Genomic DNA, 17,394 nt, shown 5'->3' with positions numbered 1-17,394 from the left:
CGATTAATCAAAGGCTTGTTCGAGGTATTTAAGCCAAAGGCTGACATATCTTGACTGAGTCTATCCGCAACCCGCTGACCCTTTACCTCACCCGCTTGGCGCCCTCCAGCCAACTGACCATGCGCTACGTGCTGCAAGACGCGGCCGACCGCCTGGGCTTCGAGGACATCAACCTCGAAGACATCGACTGGCACCTGCTGCAACCCGAACACGTGATCGCCCTGGTTGCCGCCTTGCGCGAGGATGGGTATGCGCCGAACACCTCATCGCTGTACGTCAATGCGGTGCGTGGTGTGATGAACGAAGCCTGGCGGATGAACTTGATCAGCCAGGAACACCTGTTGCGCATGCGTACTGTCAAGGCCGCACCGGGAACGCGCCTGAGCCAGGGTCGCAACCTGCGGCGCAGTTTGATCCGAGAAATGATGGAAGTCTGCGCCGCCGACCCACGCCCGCAAGGCCTGCGCGATGCGGCGGTGATTGGGATTCTCTATGGTTCCGGCATGCGCAAGTCGGAGTCGGTCAACCTCGACCTGGCGCAGATCAACTTCGAAGAGCGCAGCCTGCGGGTGATCGGCAAGGGCAACAAGGAGTTGATCAAGTACGCGCCGGATTGGGCATTCGCCAAGTTGCAGGCGTGGCTGGCGTTTCGCCGCGAACAGCTCAAGGAGGGCGAGCAGGACGACAGTTTCCTGTTCAATCGTATCCGCCGCGGCAGCCATATCACCCGCGAACGCATCACCAAGCATGCGATCTACTACATCGCCCGCCAGCGCGGCGAGCAGGTAGGCGTGAAGATCATGCCCCATGACTTCCGCCGCTCATTCATTACGCGGGTGATCGAGGAGCATGACCTGTCGATTGCACAGAAACTGGCACACCACACCAATATCCAGACCACCGCCAGCTATGACGTGCGTGACGACAATGAGCGGCGGCGGGCGGTGGATCGGTTTGATCTCTAATTTTTCGGGTAATGGCGTCATTTAATTAAGGAGGATGGAATGGGTACAACGCTTGAAAGGGTATCGCTGTTTACACTCGTGGCGCTGCTGCTATGGGTGGCGCTGGCTGTATTGATTTGCGCCTGGATTCGAAGCGGTAGACAGATCGGAAATTGGACGGCCGCCCCACACGGGCCGCGAGCGCAGGATTTACCCCAGGACGTATCTGGCCGCAATGGGCAATGATCAGGAGGAGGGCGGGGCGCTGGCCAAGTGAGCCGGCAGGCGGCGCAAGGTCCACAGCGTGGTGAGCATTGCGGCGATGGCGCACAACGCAATGCCAATCAGCATCGGCGCTGGCGTGTGATCGGCGAACACACCGATCACCGTCATGGACACGGCCGCCGTGATCATCTGGATCGCCCCGAGCAAGGCTGACGCAGAGCCGGCCACCGCGCCGTGGTCCTCCAGCGACAAGACGCCCGCCGCCGGTAACAGCAGACCGAGAAAACCGAAGCCGATAAACAGCAACGTCATCATCAAGGCCAGGCTGTCGACCCACAACGTCGTGACCGCCAGCACTGCCATAACCGCCGCCACGGCCACCACCGACCAACGAATCAGCGGCGCCAGGCCAAAGCATGCGCTGAGGCGTGCAGTGAGTTGGCTCATGGCGAAGAACGACGCAGCGTTCACGGCAAAACCCAGGCTGAACTGCGTGGGCGTCAGGCCGTAATGCTCGATGTACACGAAGGGCGCGCTACCGATAAACACGAAGAACGTCGCCAAGCCGAACCCGCACACCACCGACAAACCGATAAACACCGGGTCACGCAGCAACGCGCCGTAGCTGCTGAAGGCGCTGCCCAGGGTCTTGCCCAGACGGCGTTCAGCCGGGTGGGTTTCCGGTAGTTGCACGATGGTCATCACCAGGCATGCCACCGCGAGCACCGCCAACACGGCAAACACTTCACGCCAGCTCCACAGCGAGATCACCAGGCTACCGGCGAGCGGCGCGAGAATCGGCGAGACACTCATCACCAGCATCAGCAACGCCATGAGTTTCGCGGCTTCATGCCCGGTGTACAGGTCACGCACGATGGCCCGTGGAATCACCATGCCCGCGCACGCACCGAACGCCTGCAGGGCCCGAAAGGCGATCAGTGATTCGATGGTAGGCGCCAATGCGCAACCGACACTGGCCACGGCAAAAATCACCAGGCCGGCATAAATCGGCGGCTTGCGCCCGAACACATCGCTGATCGGGCCGTAGAACAACTGGCACACGCCGACGATGACAAAAAACACCGTGAGGCTCATCTGCACCAACGCCGGCGAGGCGTGCAGACTCGCGCCCAGGGTCGGCAAGGCCGGCAGATAAATGTCGATGGCGAAGGGGCCAACGGCGGTGATCAAGCCCAGCAGCAGGGCGAGGTGGGCAATGCTTCGAGACATGGGCAATTCCGGGCGGAGCAAACAAAGGTCGGCCAGCTTAAGGGATCTGCGCAGATCCGCAAACTTAGGCTTCAATAAGCAGTATGGATGGCCGATAACATGAGCAGCGGGGCTTCTACGGTTGGGTTCTCAACCGGCTGACCAGGCACGGGGATACCAGCATGACGATCAAACTGCGCTTGATGCTGTTGATAGCGACCGGATTGCTCACTGCCTTGATCATGAGCTTGGCCGGCTACCTGGGAAACACCCGGATGGGCACTGCCGTACAGGATAACGAAGTGAGCATGACGGTGCTGCGCAACCACATGGAAGCCGACATGATGCACGACGCCCTGCGCGCCGACGTGTTGTCGGCGATGCTGGTGGGCCTGGGTAAAAGCACCAGCAGCAAGGCCGAAGTCGATAGCTCTCTAAAAGAGCACGCCGAACACTTTCGGCAAGTGTTGGCAGACAACCTCAAGCTGCCGCTGGACGATTCGCTCAAGGCAAGCCTGGAAAAAATCAAACCAAGCCTGGACAACTACATCGCTACCGGCGAACGCATCGTCGCCCTGGCATTGGATAATCCTGAGGCCGCGCGCGGGGAACTGGGCACATTCAATGCCGCGTTCAGCCAGTTGGAAGATCAAATGGCGGGCCTGAGCGAGTTGATCGAAACCAATACCCAGCAGACCAGCGTCGGTACTCGGCAGGCCATCAGCAACGCCAACTTGACCTTGGGCGCGGTGTTGATCGCCAGCCTATTATTGCTGTTGGCCCAGGGCCGCTGGGTGATCCTCAGCATCATGGGCCCCCTACAGGCGGCCAGCCGCATTGCCGCCAGCATCGCACGTGGCAACTTGAGTGAACCCATCGTCGAGCCCCAACGCAAGGACGAAGCCAGCGTCTTGATCCGCAGCCTCGCCACCATGCAAAAGGACCTGCGCGGCATGATCGAAGTGGTGCGCAGCAACGCCCATGGCGTCAATGGCATGAGCGAGCAACTGAGCCGCGGCTGCCATGAAGTGGCCGGCAGCAGCCAGCAACAGAGCGCCGCCGCCAGCACCATGGCCGCTGCTGCAAGTGAGATGACCGCGAGCATCGAGGAAATCACCCGGCACGCCGGACGCGCACTCGACATGGCCAACCAGGCGGAAACCTTGGCAAAGGACGGCGGCCGGGTGATTCATCAGGTGGTCAGTGACATGGATGGCATTGCCCGTTCCGCGCAGCAATCCGCCCAAGTGATTCGCACGCTGGACAAGGAGTCCGAGGCCATTTTCAGCATTATCCAAGTGATCAAGGGGATCGCTGACCAGACTAACTTGCTGGCCCTGAATGCCGCGATTGAGGCTGCCCGTGCCGGCGAGCAGGGGCGTGGATTTGCCGTGGTTGCTGATGAAGTGCGCAACCTTGCCGGACGCACCAGCGCATCGACCCAGGAAATTGCCGCCATGGTCGGGCGTATCCAGCTGAACACCCGGGAAGCGGTAACCAGCATGGAGGAGGGCGTTGCTCAGGTGGACAAGGGCATGGCGGTAACCGCCGAAGTGGAGCGGGCTATTCGCGAGATTCTCCAAGCGACGTTGAACACCACGGAAATGGTCAACGATATCTCCCGGACCATCGGCGAGCAGAGCCTGGCCAGTAATGAAATTGCGCACCAGGTGGAGATGATTGCGGGGATGTCGCAGAGTAATAGCCGAGTGATCGGGCAGACGGCGTCGACTACCGATGAACTGTCCAGCCTGGCCGGGAAGTTGTCGCAGTCGGTTGATCGGTTTCAGATGTAACCTATTGATATAACTCAACTAAATAGTCATTTAGTTGAGTTGGCTATCAGGGCAGGGGATCAAGGCTGGGAGAGGGTGGTCATACGCCGCTTTGCGATACGCTCAACGGTTTGCATATGCTCCGTACCCCATTGGCACAGCCCGCCCAGCGCCGTCGCCAAGGACCGCCCGAATGGTGTCAGCGAGTACTCGACCTTGGGCGGTATCTCCTGGAAATCCACGCGGGAGATGATTTCGTCGCGCTCCAATTCCTTGAGTTGTTGGATCAGCACCTTATCGGTCACGCCGCCAATCGCGCGTCTTAATTCGCCATATCGATGAACATTTTGCGCCAGGTTGAACAGCACCAGCGGCTTCCATTTGCCACCGATCACCGCCAGGGCGGCCTCGAGCCCGCAATTGAATGAGTTGTTGGCCATGATCGAGCTGACTCCACGTAGGGTACTTACTAAAAGGTGCATACTATTCAAGAGAATAGCGTAGATCTACAGTTGGGCCTCAACCTTATTCACTGGAGTTCACCATGAGCAGGCTCAACGGAAAAATCGCAGTCATTACCGGTGGCAACAGCGGCATCGGCCTGGCAACCGCCATTCGCTTCGCGGCGGAAGGCGCTCAAGTCGTCATTGTAGGCCGTCGACAAGAGGAACTGGACAAGGCGCTGCAACTGATTGGCCCTGAAGCCATCGCCATACAAGGCGACATTTCAAAACTGGACGACCTCGATCGTGTGTTCACCCAAGTCAAAGCCGCCAAAGGCCGGGTCGACGTGCTGTTTGCCAATGCAGGCCTGGGGGATTTCCAACCGATCGGCTCGATCACCGAGGAATCGTTTGACCGTACCTTCGGCATCAACGTCAAAGGCACGCTGTTCACCGTACAAAAAGCCTTGCCACTGATGAGCGCCGGCAGCTCGGTGATCCTCACAGGTTCGACCACAGGCACCATGGGCACACCGGCATTCAGCGTGTACAGCGCCACCAAAGCGGCGCTGCGTAACTTTGCCAGGAGCTGGGCGCTGGATCTGAAAGGTACGGGCATTCGTGTCAACGTACTCTCACCAGGGCCGATCTCGACACCGGGCTTGGACCTGGCGCTTTCAGGTACAGGCCAGAAAGACGCAATCATCGACGACATGACCGCGCAGGTTCCGTTGAGCCGAATTGGCAAGCCCGAGGAAGTTGCAGCGGCAGCGTTGTTCCTGGCATCGGATGAGAGCAGCTTCATGACCGGCAGTGAGATGTTTGTCGATGGAGGCTTTGCTCAGGTTTGAGTGAGATAGGGGTTTTGCCTGTTGAAATCTGATGGGCACTGCCCCTGATTACGCAATACGACATTACGCATAATGTATATTATGTTAAATAATGCGCTGTTCATGACGATGCGAAATGGGCGTGAATTTTCCCCAGCCAAAACTGGTCAGACGGAGACTTGCTGCCAACAGAAAACTGCCTGCAGACCGACGTTCGGATATTTGTCTCACTGATGGATTTACACCCGTCATGCGTCGCGGTAGCTACTGTACTCCCCCTCGTTTAGAGGAAAGACCAACCCCACCAGAGTGGGTAGCTGTACTTACTCTCCTCCGTATCGCCCTGGCACTATTGGTTAGCCTGGTACTCGCTTTTATCCAACGGGCATCGGCGCACGTTCGAATCGCCCTTAATCGAGTACCACTTTCCTAAGCGGTCGTGAGCTTTGTGAGTACCGACACCGCCATCGCTGAACACCTTCGAAAGATTCTGATTGAACTAAACAATCTAGCTATTTAGAAGGTGGAACCATGTCCGATTTTTCTATTTGCACAGCATCCCACGGCCCTCATGCTGTCCGTTGTCATCTCTGCACTAATATTGCCGCTAAAAAACAGAAAAGTTTGAGCTGAGGGAGCGCCAAGCAATTATTTGTTTGGCACTTTTCTAAAAGTTAAACGCCTCCCTTACTTTTCATTTTCTCCCACTCATCGTCATCAACCACATTCAAAATACTAGTAGTGGACGAGTAAGGATGAAACTCAGGCAAGTAACTGACTATTTGGCCGTCTTCAAAGAAATGATGGGCTACAGAAGGAAATAGCTCGGGATTTACCGGATGCAGAGCGTTGGGGTTATGAAACATTGAAAGCCCTTCGGCCCAATCTTCATTGCATTCATTTGTAACGCGATAAGAAAATGCTTTAGGAACCGAAGCATTATCATTTTGATCATAACAAAAGCCCTTGCGGATAAGTATGACATTGTCAGCGCCAAAGCCAGCCTGCACCCCCATTCTATTGAATTTTGAGATCGTTCCACTATTAGAAAACAACACTGCACTTATATATTCAGCGCCTTCTTGTAGGAAATAACCCGACGGGATTTTTTTTGCTCCGTGCTTATGGGCTTCAATGACTACAGGATCTATGACCAATGATCCGTTTTCCTCGTAGTGGAAATTATGATGTACACCGTAAAGATAATTTGGCAGGGCAGTTGAACTCCAAATCATCGATTGCTGCTCGTGGAAATCTGCAATCGCAAAAATTAAAGGATTGCCTGCGACATGCTCATGCTTCCAATATTCCTTCTTGAGCTTCGAGTAAAGAGGACTGCCAAATTTTATCGGCATCTCATTCATTGTCTTTTCTAAAATCTGCTCCTGGGTCATTGGCTCCGCGGAACGGCTTGCCTCTTCCTCGCTTAGAGGTTTGGCACGACCTACGATAGTAGCTTCCACACAGACTTTTTGACCATATTTTTCCAAGTTAAAGTCTGGCGCATAGAAAGATCGATTAAACTCAAATCCCTCTTCGATAAAGTATGCATTCAGATACAGCTCCCAAATTCGCGCATCGAATCCTGCGGACTGAAACTGTTCGATGAAATTCCCATCTATATCTATGAAGTGAGGCATCATTTCGTCAATGATACCCTTGGCAGCGGTAAAGCTTGGTGCTTCGCTTAGCTTTCTAAAGAATGGATGGATTTTTTCATCGGAAACTACTATCTCGAATAAATCGAGAGCTTTCCCTTTGTCACGTTGAGGGAACTCGGTTTTTCCAGAGTTGGTGATCTCGATAATTTTATTAATCAAGGCTTTTTCGGCTTCACCTTTACTCTCAAGGCATGAACCGACATCGAAAGCTCTATATCGACCAATTTCATCGCGCCCTAAGGTCACCCACGCATATTCATCATCAATATCGTGGAGCAATACGCCAAGAACTGTCTCATCTGGGTTGGCGAACCAACCGATTTCATTGCTGACCAACGCTGCGTTAGGCGTGCGAGACGGCCCGACTAGAGCGCTGAATCTCTTTTTATCAATGGTATTGACTTCGACTTGATCGCTCACATAGCACTCCCTGTGTTTTTAGCTGAATTCGAATTATAGCCACTGGCCACTAACGTGTAGCATTCGACCTTTGTTCTAAATGCCTTCGCCCCAGCATCTTCCCTAAACTCAATTAACGCCCTCCACACCCACGCCGCCCACCATAGCGGCGTGAGTAATTCTGGCCCCCGCAAAACCTGGGGCGCCCTGACCGGAGGCGCCCCCCCCCCCCGACACCCACCGGTGCACCTCATGACCCACCAAGACCTCAACACCGGCCTGCAAATCGCCGAATGGCGTCGCTACATCGCAGCGGGCAAAGCCTTTGTAAAGAGAGGGCAACCGCATCCCAGACTCATCCTTCCCCCGATGCAAACCGCTCAAAGCCATTTTCTCTCAAGGTCAGACCAATCTCGCCGAAAAGGAGATGTCTGAATAGACCCAGCCCATTGGTTATCGATCTGACCAATGTGGATCCACGACAACCCCAATTTGCCGGCCAACAAGGAGCGTTACCCTGTGCTAGACCTCATCTACATCATCGAAGAACAAGCAACAGCCAAGCTCGCACTCCCAGGTGATCCTGAATACTCGCCAAACTTCACAATGCATGGGCGCGAAAGCGCGCTGACACCTTCGATCGGCGCTATGGCGAATTTTGGTGCCATGTCTTTACTGCTGCCTAATCCGTTGATTGTGTCAGCAGCGCTGCGCATTCCCAGCTTGTTTTCTTCACTGATGGGGGATTCAAAGAATGAGAACGCTGAAACACCGCAAACAGACCTCGCTGAAGCACAAATGCTGGCTGCCTACGTAAACGAGCACTCAATGTCCAGTAGCGAAGCGAAAAAACAAGGCTACCGTTTCCAGCCAGGTCACCCAGTCGTCGGCAAGGCTTACCGAAAGCACCCCCTGAACGACTATCACAACGATGACAACGGTCAGCTCTACATTCCGAGCGACAGCTACGACGCAATCCTACTGGAGGAACGTGAGTCAGAGCTGATCAAACTATTGGTTCATCTCGGTGCAACCAAAATCAGCATCACCAAAAAGGCGACAGACAAAACCCGTAGCACCCTTAACGCTGGAGCATCTATTCAAGCCGGACCTATCGGTGGTGGCGAGCTCAACTACAAAAGCGACACCCAACGCGACAACGACCAGCTCAATACACGTGAGTTTTCGTTGAGCGGGCGTCCTTGGCAAACAAACAGCAAAATCGACGCCAGACAATTCTTCTGGCTTTCTTACGAGCCTTCCTGGAAAGCCGTCGTATTCGCTCGCGAAGAAGGCGGTTGCCTCACCGCATCCTTGGAAATCAAAGAAAGCACGTCATTTTCCACAGACAAAGATCTCGAGCTGTCCGTCAAGGTCAAATTGGCGGAGGGCGGCGCTCACCTCGGCATGTCAGAAGCCACCAATGAAGAAAAAACCTATTTCGTCAGGGCAGAATTTGCGCCAGTACAACAAAACGTTTGATCGGCGCACATCAATTTAGCGGGCGAACCAGCAGGCACCTGAATCAGACCTGCTGGTCGTTCTAAAAAACCAACCGAAACACAGCAACCTCAAAACCAACCCTAATACGCATTAAAAGCCCCAACCACCAATCCCTCCAAAACTGCGCCCACCATCCCAACCCAAAGCGCAGCCCCCATGCCCCCCTCCACATCTTCAAATGACGGCCGCGGGCATTGAGCCTCCAACCATATGCTGCATGTTCGCAATGGGGCATGCAGCATCGAGATTTAGGGGATATGGCCTTTGAATCGCCCCGCGCAGATTTGACAAAATTGACCCTGATCACTTCGCTGAGTGTGATCCTCTCCAGGCTACGGGAGCTACCTTCAAAAATTGCCGGAGTTCCACCAGCAGTGTTTCCATCGAATAGCCACTCGAACCTGATCCCTCGTATTTCAAGGCCGGCATGATGTTTTCAACGCCGCCGTAGCGCCACACACCCTCTTCTTTCTCATCCTGCTGCAGTGCCCGAGCAAAGATCGACAGATCTCTGCGTGCCCGCGCAATACCCGAGATGCGTTCGACCCAACTCTCGTAACGCTGGCGAACTTCGAGAACAGCGCCGTGAACAATCGCGACGACGCCACATCGTGTTCTGTTGTGAAACGCAATATTCGACAATCCCAAGTAAGGTCGCCGATGGTTCAATGGCGCGTGACTGATCTCGGTTGGAAGATGGAAAACCGCCAGGTCGATCTCCGGGTACTCCACCAGCATCATGTCCGGATGGCTCAACAATCGCTCGCTGCGCGCAAGATGATCCATCCCTTCGAGATAACAAGGCTCGTAACGCTCGGTGTGGTCCAGGACCTGCTCGACCATGGGTAAAACCGCTCTGTAACGATGCAACAACGCGGTGTCAGTATCGATCGTTCCTGGCAGTTTCACCTGTGCCGCCAAGCTATTGAATGCAAAGGCGGCTTTTAATGCTTGGGCTGATACCCCCCGCGAAAAGTCACCCAGCCTGGCGATGTCGATCAACAGTTGCTGATGCCGCATCGCATGGGACGGCGATAGAAAAGCATAAATCGAGGCCAGCCCATCCAAGTCAAAGTGGTCGCTGGTGACGATCTTTGCGCCTTCGACGTTATCGCGTTGCTTGAGAAAACTGAAAACACTTTGCGTTGACAGATTGGCTTTGTAGGGCGCAGGTGTCTTGTTGGAAGGCCAGTGCGACAGCGTCAGTAATGTTGAAGCATTATCAATGGAGTCCAGGGACACATTCGGCACGTGCGCGGTATGGCCTAGCGGCAAGTACCCGTAGGGGCTCTCGCGGTTGATACGGACGGCCTCATTTTCGTATGAAGCAGGTGATGCAGGCTTGCGCGGTGAGTGATCGCTCAGCGCCAAGTGGCAATCACCCGCCTGAATCGGTACATAGGCCAGTTCCCCACCGGTGCCCAACCCATAGCTCAAACGGCAAAGGTTTTCGCGACGGATGTCGGTGGGTTCTCCGTTGATCAGGACTGCGCCCGGTCCTGCAATCGCACTCATCAAATCGATGAACTGGTTGTTGATAATTCCGATGGGACGCCCGCCCAGCACTTTTATCTCGAGATCCCCCACCTGTTTCTCAACATCGGGGTCAGTCAGAAACTCAGTGGCGCGCTGCGGCAAAACGGACAGTAGATTCATCGTCGGCTTCCCTTCGAGATCAAGCAGGGTCAAACGTCGGTTGCTCGGCTTTTTTTCGAGTGACCGGCCTGACGGAGAAGAAGATCAATACCGACAGCGCCGCGTACACACCGAAGAGCCACGCTGCTGCGCTCGATGCACCGACGACACCACCGGGTGAAGAGAACCCACCCAGATTGACGATCATGCCGGCTAATGCCGCGCCAATGGCTGTCGCGATCAGTTGCACGGTGGTGATCGACGCCCCCGCCAGCTCCTTCTCATCTTCGGACACACTCTCAAGTACGCGCGTCAGCAAGTGCGGCCATGCCAGCCCGATCCCGGTACCGATCACCAACATCCCGGCACACACCCCCACGACATTGATGATTGACGGTCCGAACCGCGGCACGAAGATAAACGCCAGGATCAACCCTCCGACAATGAAGAACGGCGCAATGCCAATTGCGCGGATCGCTGGGTTAGGTTTGAGCCCAGAGCTGTACAGTGCTCCCAAGGTCCAGCCTGCCGCCATCAACGCGCTGATGTAACCCGCCAGCAGCGGTGTTTGCAGGTGCAGCACTTGCAGAAAGTACGGCACGAAGACTTCGCTGGTCATTCCGACCACCATCAAACCCATGGAGAAATACAACGGCAGCAGCGCACTGCGGGCAGTCAGCGCGCCCTTGGGTAATAACCGCAACGTTGAACGGACTTCCACCCGGTAAACGAAGTACAACAGTAAAAGGCCGACCGCCAGGCCCAGGACGCTATAGACCGCATCCGGCTTGATACTGCCGACGGATATCGCCAATACGACGCCACTCAAAAGCACCAGTTGCGCCAGCGGGACACCCATACGGCGTGGAGCCTCGGTGCTTTTCTTCGGCAGCAGTGCCCAGGCCAGCAACATGAATAATACGGTGACCGGGATGAGTGCCCAAAAAGCTGCGCGCCAAGCGTCGTACTCAGCGAAAACGCCACCCACTGCCGGCCCGATCAGCGTTGCCGCCCCCCACATGCCAGAGATCAGCGCCATGGCTCGCGGCCACAAAGGCTCGGCGAACACCAACCGAATCATGGCGTAGGGCAACGCAAACAACAGCCCCCCACCCAGCCCTTGAATCGTTCGGCCGAGGATCATGACCGCCATGTTCGGCGACAGACTGCACACCGCGCTGCCGGTAGCGAAGATCACCCCCGCCCAGACGTAGGCGCCCCGCGCGCCCAAGCCGGTTAGGCATTTGGTCGACAGTACGGAGCCGATGATGGAGGCCACCACGAACAACGTGGTGTTCCAGGCGTAATAGTCGAGGCCGCCGATGTCCGCGACCACGGAGGGCAAAATCGTCGTCACCAGATAGACGTTGATTGCGTGCAGCGCAACACCGCCCGCCAAGGCCGCAGATCGCAATCCGTTCCTTCCAAGTAGTAATGCCGACCACCCTGTCGTAGATCTCATCTCGATACACCAAGTCTGATTAACGTAAAACCACTCTATTATAAAAGCATTTACTTGTGTAATTATTTGTCCCCTATATTGCCTCTGCAACGACAGCCGATAACGCTGACTCACCGCCTAGGGGTTTTAACCGCAGGCGCAGGTCGCCACCCACCAGGCATTGCTCCACAATCGACAATTGCCGGGCCTCGGCCAACGACGTGAGCCCATTGATCCCCAGCAATGGGCGGGCATCACTGCCCAACAACAGGGGGGCGATATAGATCAGCCACTCATCCACCAGGCCCGCAGCCGCTAAAGCGCCGCACAACACCGCTCCGGCTTCGACCTGGACTTCGTTGCACCCCTCCTCCGCCAGGCATGCCATGACCTGATGCAGGTCCAGGCGCCCGTCCGACAACCCAACCTGGCGAAAGCGCACGCTGTCTGGCGGCACGCCCTGTGGTGTGACGGCCGGGCCATGAAAGATCAGGGTGGGCGCCTCGCCATCCCATACATGGGCGTCGGTGGGGCCTTTGAGATCCTGGTCCAGCACCACCCGCAGCGGCGCGACAAACGCCGTCTGCGGATCCGCCAGACGCACCGTCAAACGCGGGTTGTCCGCGTGCAGCGTGCCGCTGCCGGTGAGTACGGCGCAGGATCGGGCGCGCCAGGTTTGCACGTCCTCCCGGGACTGCGCCGAGGTGATCCACTTGGACTCCCCGGTGGCCAGGGCTGTGCGCCCGTCCAGGCTCATGGCCAACTTGATCCGCACCCAGGGCCGCTGACGCTCGATGCGTGAAAAGAAGCCTTGGTTCAACTCCCGCGCCTCGGGGCACGGCAGGTGTTCAACCACTACCCCCGCCGCCCTGAGCCGTTCGACGCCATGATTCTCGTGCTGGGAACGGTCGACACTGGCGACCACCACCCGCGCTATACCTGCATGAATCAATGCATCGACACAGGGCGGGGTACGCCCATGACCACCGCAGGGTTCCAGCGTGACATAGGCAGTGGCACCCCGCGCCTGATCGCCCGCTTCGCGCAACGCATTGACCTCGGCGTGTGCCTGCCCTGCCCTTGCATGCCAACCCTGGCCAAGCACTTCGTCGTGTTTGACAATCACGCAACCAACCCTGGGATTAGGCGCCGTGGTGTAGGCGCCTCGATCGGCCAATGCCAGGGCGAGCGCCATGAAATGGCGGTCGCACAACGGCACCCGGCTCATGTGCGAAGCAGCGCCAAGAGATAAACCGCGTCTCCATGTTGACGCTCGATCACCACCAGTTCCTGCCAATTGAAGCCAAACCCTTCGAAGGTTTCGCGCACACCTTGTTCGGTGAAAAAGTAACCTTGACGCTGGTTGTCCATTGCTCGCCACCCTGGCGTCGGGTTGCTCGCGTCGACACCAAACACATTCAGCCCGATCAAGGCGCCCGGCCGGGCGAACTGTCGGATGTTGGCCAGGTAGGCCTCCCACTCGTCAGGGTGTTGATGATGAAAACAACCGTTGTCCAGCACGGCGTCGAACAGCTTGCCCGCAGACGGCTGCCAGTCCTGCAGCGCACTGCATACCAGTTGCAGGCGCTCGCCCCAACGCTTGCGCAGCAGCGGCCAACTCGAGTTTTGGACAATATCCAGCCCCGTCACACGGTGCCCTGCCTGGATAAACTCCGAGGCGTCCCGTGCCCGGCCGACGCCCACGTCCAGAATATGCTGATCCGGCGTCACCCCCAGTGACTCGAGAAACACCCGGGCCGCCTTGGCCATGCCGATGTCCCACGACCATTCGTCTTCGCCATGGCTGTAGCGGTGCACAAACGAGGTATTGAGTGCCCCGCGGTATGACGGTACGTCCATGAATTGCGCTGGTTTGCTCATGTCTGGAGATCCTTGGTTCAAGAGGCGCGACGGGTGGCGATACCGTAGATATGGCCGTCATAGGAGCTGGCCAGGAAGTCATCGCTGGCAAGGCTGTGGGTGATGCAAGAGATGCCGCTGGCCGTGGGGCGCTGCACCTGCTGCCAGGAACGGCTGGGCAAGTCGAAGAGCGCGATGGTGCCGCTGTAGTTGGCGGTGGCAATGACCTCGCCGTCGGCGGAGGCACAAATGCACTTGATGGAGTTGCGGTGTGGCGTGTCGTAGACCTCGTCCCCGCTGTCCAGCCACAGGCGCAACTTCAGGTCGCGGCCAATACTGGCAAAACCGCCTTCGACCCGGCAGCAACCGTTGGAGATACGCGTGTGGGCATTTTCGATATGCCGCGAACAGCTGAAGTCGTCGATCGAATGCAGGGCTGCGGCCGCCGACGCGCACACGCTGAACAAGTGATGCTCATTGGCGGCCACGCCTTTGATGGCGTTATCGTGCATCGGGATCGAGGCCACCCACTTCAGGCTGTTATCGCCATCGATGACAAAGACCAGGCCTTCACCCGTGTAGGTTCCGATCAGCGCATGGAGGTGGCCGTTGCGTTGGAAGGTGGTGCCACAATTGAGTGGCGAACGGTGCTGATACAGCAGGCGCCCGCTGAGGGCATCGAAGACCTGCCCCATCTGCCCGCCGGTCAGCAGCAACGGCCCGAACGGCAACAGGAAGTTGCAAAGGCTGCCAACGCCGCTCAATGGTTGGTTATCGCGAAACAGCAAGCCGGCGTCACCGATGCTGTACTGTCGGCCATCGCGGGTGACCACGGCATTGATGCTTACCGCCGGCTGGATCCCTTCCACGGTCCACTGGTCGGTTTCATAATCCCAAGTGGCATAGCGTGAACCAAAGGTTGCGAACACCAGCGCATCACTGCCAACGAACGCGCAACTGCGCGGCCAGACAATGCTGGGCAGATTGGTGCTGCGCAGTTGCTCCAGTTGGATGCCATCAAAGCGCCAGAGGATCGCCAGGCGGTCATAACTCAAGGTCACCAGCAGTTGCTTTTCATCGTTCCAGACGATCCGTTTGATCCCCGCATCATGTGCGGCAATGGAGCGGATATCGCCTTGGTGGATAATCGAGATGCGCCCTTCATCATCCCCGGCAAACACCACGCCGGCGCGAGTGATGGCAACGGTATCGGTCTCGACCCCACCGATATCGACCTCATCACATTGCTTGAAATTGGCGGTATCCCACTGTCGCACGGTGCCGTCGTCGCTGCTGGAAATCAGCCGCTTGCCGTCCGGCGACCAGACCACGGAAATCACATCAGCCTGATGCCCACGGCACGTGCCCTTGAGGTTGCCGTCCAAGTCGAAGAGGCGCAGTTGATGATCGCGTGAGCAGGTCGCGATCGACGTTCCGTCCGGTGAAAACACAGCCATTTCCACATCGTCGTCATGCCCCGATAGCACGGCCTTCAGGCGCATGCTCGGCACTTCCCAAACTCGTGCGGTGTAGTCGCTGCTGGCGCTGACAAGGAATTGGCCATCGGCACTGAACGCGCACTGGTTGGCGAGGTGGTCATGGCTGACACGGTGGATCGAATGCCCGGTGCGGGCGTTCCACAAGATCACTTGGTTGTCGTAGCCGGCGGTGGCGATGAACTCACCCGCATGGGCGGCGACACCACTGATAGGGCCTATATGTTTCATCGAAAAATCCTTTTCCTGGAGAATGAAATCAAAGCTTGATGGTGTGCCGCGACTTGCTGACTTTCGAGCGCAAGTAGTTGTGGTTCTGCTTGGTCAGGAACACTCCGGTGGGCACGGAACTGACCACGTCGATCCCGCCGTCGCGCAGTTGCTTGACCTTGTCCGGATTATTGGTCAGCAGCCGGCAACGATTGACGTCCAGGGCACGCAGCATGGCGACCGCAGGGGCAAAACTGCGCGAATCTTCCGGATGGTTGAGCTCCAGATTGGCTTCGTAGGTATCCATGCCCGCGTCTTGCAGCAGGTAGGTTTCAAACTTCGAATACAGGCCGATACCGCGTCCTTCCTGGCGCAGGTAAATCAAGTAGCCGCCTTGGGCATTCAACGCCCTGAGCGCTTCCTGCAACTGCGGGCCGCAATCGCAACGTTGAGAGCCGAACACATCACCGGTGATGCATTCCGAATGCACCCGAACCAGCGGTACTTCGGTATCCGGCCGGCCCGCCCTGACGGCAAAATGCTCGTTGTGTTTGTCAAAGCCTTTGAAGCCGAAGAACTGTGCATTGACGGACCCACCAAGAATCGAGATGGGGACTTGCGTATGCAGCGTTACTGGAGTGTCCATGACTAAGCCTCTATGTGCGTGAGACGTTCTGGTCAACGTTGTTTTCCACTAAACGGAATCCCATGACATAGATGGGTCTTGGATAACGTCCATGTCGGCGCTGATTGCGCGCAAGATCCCTGAAACGGGTGAAGCTGCCTCCACGGGCCACACGGTGCCGACCGACATCCAGCACCAGGTCATCACTGATCACAGGCCCGCCCGGGTACGCCTGATAATCGTCGGCAACGTACTCTTCCACGTTGCCGGCCATGTCGAGCACGCCAAAGATCGAGGCTCCTTCAATAAATACCCCGACGGGTGTCGTGGTCAGCAGCCCCAATTCAAGGGTGTTGGCGTACTCGACATTGAAAGTTTCGCCCCACGGGAACTGCGCGCGCTGCAGCCCTGCCGCGGCGTACTCCCACTGCGCTTCGCTGGGCAAGGCGAACGCGCGCCCGGTGCGAAGGCTCAACCATTGGGCGTAGGCGTCGGCATCGGCGTCACTGACGCTGTACACGGGGTGGTTGGCCTGGTGCTGGGGGAAACGGCCAAAGGCCCAACTGGTCGGCAAGAACGGATAACCGGTATCCAGCAGGAAGGCGCGGTATTCACTGTTGGTCACCGGGTACCGAGCCATGCGAAAACTCGCGAGGCTGACCCGATGATTGGGGGTTTCCTTTTCGATCCAGCTGCGGTCCAGGCCCAGACCCGCGTAGGTCTTCATGACCGTGTCAACGCGTTGCGGCTCCAGGCCGATTTCCACTTGGGCGGCGGGAATGTCGCGCAGGCTGGGATTGAATACATCGATACGCGGGTCGCCCTTGCAGCCCAGCACCTCACCGGCGGCAATTCGTCGGACCAAGGGTTCGGCAGCGGACTCGACCATCCGCAGCAGTTGCTCGATGGGAGCACTCATCAACTGTCCGGTGGCGTCGGCGATCTGCCGGGTCAGTTCATATTCCACGTAAGCCGGCGGGTAGCCCATCAATACCCGGTCAGACGTGTTTTTCGGCAAGGGGCTCGGTAGCGTTGGCCAATGCCAACCGTATTGATTTGTCATAGGTACACCTTTATTCCGAGCGAACAAATCCGCGACCGAGCGCAAATCCGCTCGGCGTGCGTTGATCAGTCAGGT

Annotated in this window: 14 protein-coding genes and 1 pseudogene; 5 read left to right on the top strand and 10 right to left on the bottom strand. The window is 57.1% G+C overall.

What is annotated here, in order from left to right:
• The first annotated feature begins 50 nt into the window (after positions 1-50).
• Positions 51-965: a site-specific integrase gene (locus tag HX793_RS10055; protein ID WP_016975660.1), complete on the top strand. Its 915-nt coding sequence runs from the start codon at positions 51-53 to the stop codon at positions 963-965.
• 225 nt (positions 966-1,190) lie between these two features.
• On the opposite strand, the gene HX793_RS10050 is transcribed toward HX793_RS10055, so the two are convergent.
• Positions 1,191-2,399 (bottom strand): multidrug effflux MFS transporter, encoded by a 1,209-nt coding sequence (locus tag HX793_RS10050; protein ID WP_177095997.1) that lies wholly within the window; start codon positions 2,397-2,399, stop codon positions 1,191-1,193.
• Positions 2,400-2,560: 161 nt separating this feature from the next.
• Between HX793_RS10050 and HX793_RS32010 the strand changes: the two are divergent.
• Both HX793_RS32010 and HX793_RS32005 read left to right on the top strand, forming a co-directional pair.
• Positions 2,561-3,316, top strand: a pseudogene (locus HX793_RS32010) (MCP four helix bundle domain-containing protein); the annotation flags it as partial.
• A complete protein-coding gene (locus HX793_RS32005; RefSeq protein ID WP_438810840.1) occupies positions 3,311-4,174 on the top strand; it encodes a methyl-accepting chemotaxis protein in 864 nt (287 codons plus the stop codon). The pseudogene HX793_RS32010 and the gene HX793_RS32005, both read left to right, overlap by 6 nt.
• Before the next feature lie 59 nt (positions 4,175-4,233).
• Here HX793_RS32005 and HX793_RS10040 read toward each other — a convergent pair whose 3' ends face one another.
• Positions 4,234-4,593, bottom strand: coding sequence for a winged helix-turn-helix transcriptional regulator (locus tag HX793_RS10040; RefSeq protein WP_177095995.1), 360 nt, complete (start codon positions 4,591-4,593; stop codon positions 4,234-4,236).
• 104 nt (positions 4,594-4,697) lie between these two features.
• Between HX793_RS10040 and HX793_RS10035 the strand changes: the two genes are divergently transcribed.
• Positions 4,698-5,447 carry an SDR family NAD(P)-dependent oxidoreductase gene (locus HX793_RS10035; RefSeq protein WP_122727041.1) on the top strand — a complete coding sequence of 250 codons (750 nt, stop codon included), beginning with the start codon at positions 4,698-4,700 and terminating at the stop codon, positions 5,445-5,447.
• A 653-nt stretch (positions 5,448-6,100) separates the two neighbouring features.
• Here the strand turns inward: HX793_RS10035 and HX793_RS10030 are convergent.
• A complete protein-coding gene (locus HX793_RS10030; RefSeq protein WP_218178704.1) occupies positions 6,101-7,507 on the bottom strand; it encodes a hypothetical protein in 1,407 nt (468 codons plus the stop codon).
• A gap of 498 nt (positions 7,508-8,005) precedes the next feature.
• Between HX793_RS10030 and HX793_RS10025 the strand changes: the two genes are divergently transcribed.
• Positions 8,006-8,968, top strand: a complete 963-nt coding sequence (locus HX793_RS10025; RefSeq protein ID WP_177062625.1) for a hypothetical protein — start codon at positions 8,006-8,008, stop codon at positions 8,966-8,968.
• A 324-nt stretch (positions 8,969-9,292) separates the two neighbouring features.
• On the opposite strand, the gene HX793_RS10020 is transcribed toward HX793_RS10025, so the two are convergent.
• The 7 genes from HX793_RS10020 to HX793_RS09990 form a co-directional block, all read right to left on the bottom strand.
• Positions 9,293-10,645: a DUF6687 family protein gene (locus tag HX793_RS10020; RefSeq protein WP_177061832.1), complete on the bottom strand. Its 1,353-nt coding sequence runs from the start codon at positions 10,643-10,645 to the stop codon at positions 9,293-9,295.
• A 19-nt stretch (positions 10,646-10,664) separates the two neighbouring features.
• Entirely contained in the window at positions 10,665-12,086 is a 1,422-nt protein-coding gene (locus HX793_RS10015) for an MFS transporter (protein WP_177049578.1), read from the bottom strand.
• A 73-nt stretch (positions 12,087-12,159) separates the two neighbouring features.
• The gene (gene ribD / locus HX793_RS10010) at positions 12,160-13,293 is read right to left on the bottom strand and encodes a bifunctional diaminohydroxyphosphoribosylaminopyrimidine deaminase/5-amino-6-(5-phosphoribosylamino)uracil reductase RibD (protein WP_256348216.1); all 1,134 of its coding nucleotides are present in this window, start codon (positions 13,291-13,293) and stop codon (positions 12,160-12,162) included.
• Positions 13,290-13,946 carry a class I SAM-dependent methyltransferase gene (locus tag HX793_RS10005; RefSeq protein ID WP_177049576.1) on the bottom strand — a complete coding sequence of 219 codons (657 nt, stop codon included), beginning with the start codon at positions 13,944-13,946 and terminating at the stop codon, positions 13,290-13,292. The genes ribD and HX793_RS10005 overlap by 4 nt, the downstream gene beginning before the upstream one ends.
• A 17-nt stretch (positions 13,947-13,963) precedes the next feature.
• Positions 13,964-15,652: a WD40 repeat domain-containing protein gene (locus HX793_RS10000; RefSeq protein ID WP_177049574.1), complete on the bottom strand. Its 1,689-nt coding sequence runs from the start codon at positions 15,650-15,652 to the stop codon at positions 13,964-13,966.
• A 28-nt stretch (positions 15,653-15,680) separates the two neighbouring features.
• Positions 15,681-16,277, bottom strand: a complete 597-nt coding sequence (gene ribA, locus HX793_RS09995) for a GTP cyclohydrolase II RibA (RefSeq protein WP_177003854.1) — start codon at positions 16,275-16,277, stop codon at positions 15,681-15,683.
• A gap of 10 nt (positions 16,278-16,287) precedes the next feature.
• Positions 16,288-17,319, bottom strand: a complete 1,032-nt coding sequence (locus HX793_RS09990; protein ID WP_306790379.1) for a formylglycine-generating enzyme family protein — start codon at positions 17,317-17,319, stop codon at positions 16,288-16,290.
• Between the last annotated feature and the right edge of the window lie 75 nt (positions 17,320-17,394).

The organism is Pseudomonas reactans, assembly GCF_013387025.1.
GTDB lineage: Bacteria > Pseudomonadota > Gammaproteobacteria > Pseudomonadales > Pseudomonadaceae > Aquipseudomonas > Aquipseudomonas reactans.
Note: the sequence above shows the minus strand (reverse complement) of the source record. Positions and strands in the feature narration are given on the sequence as shown.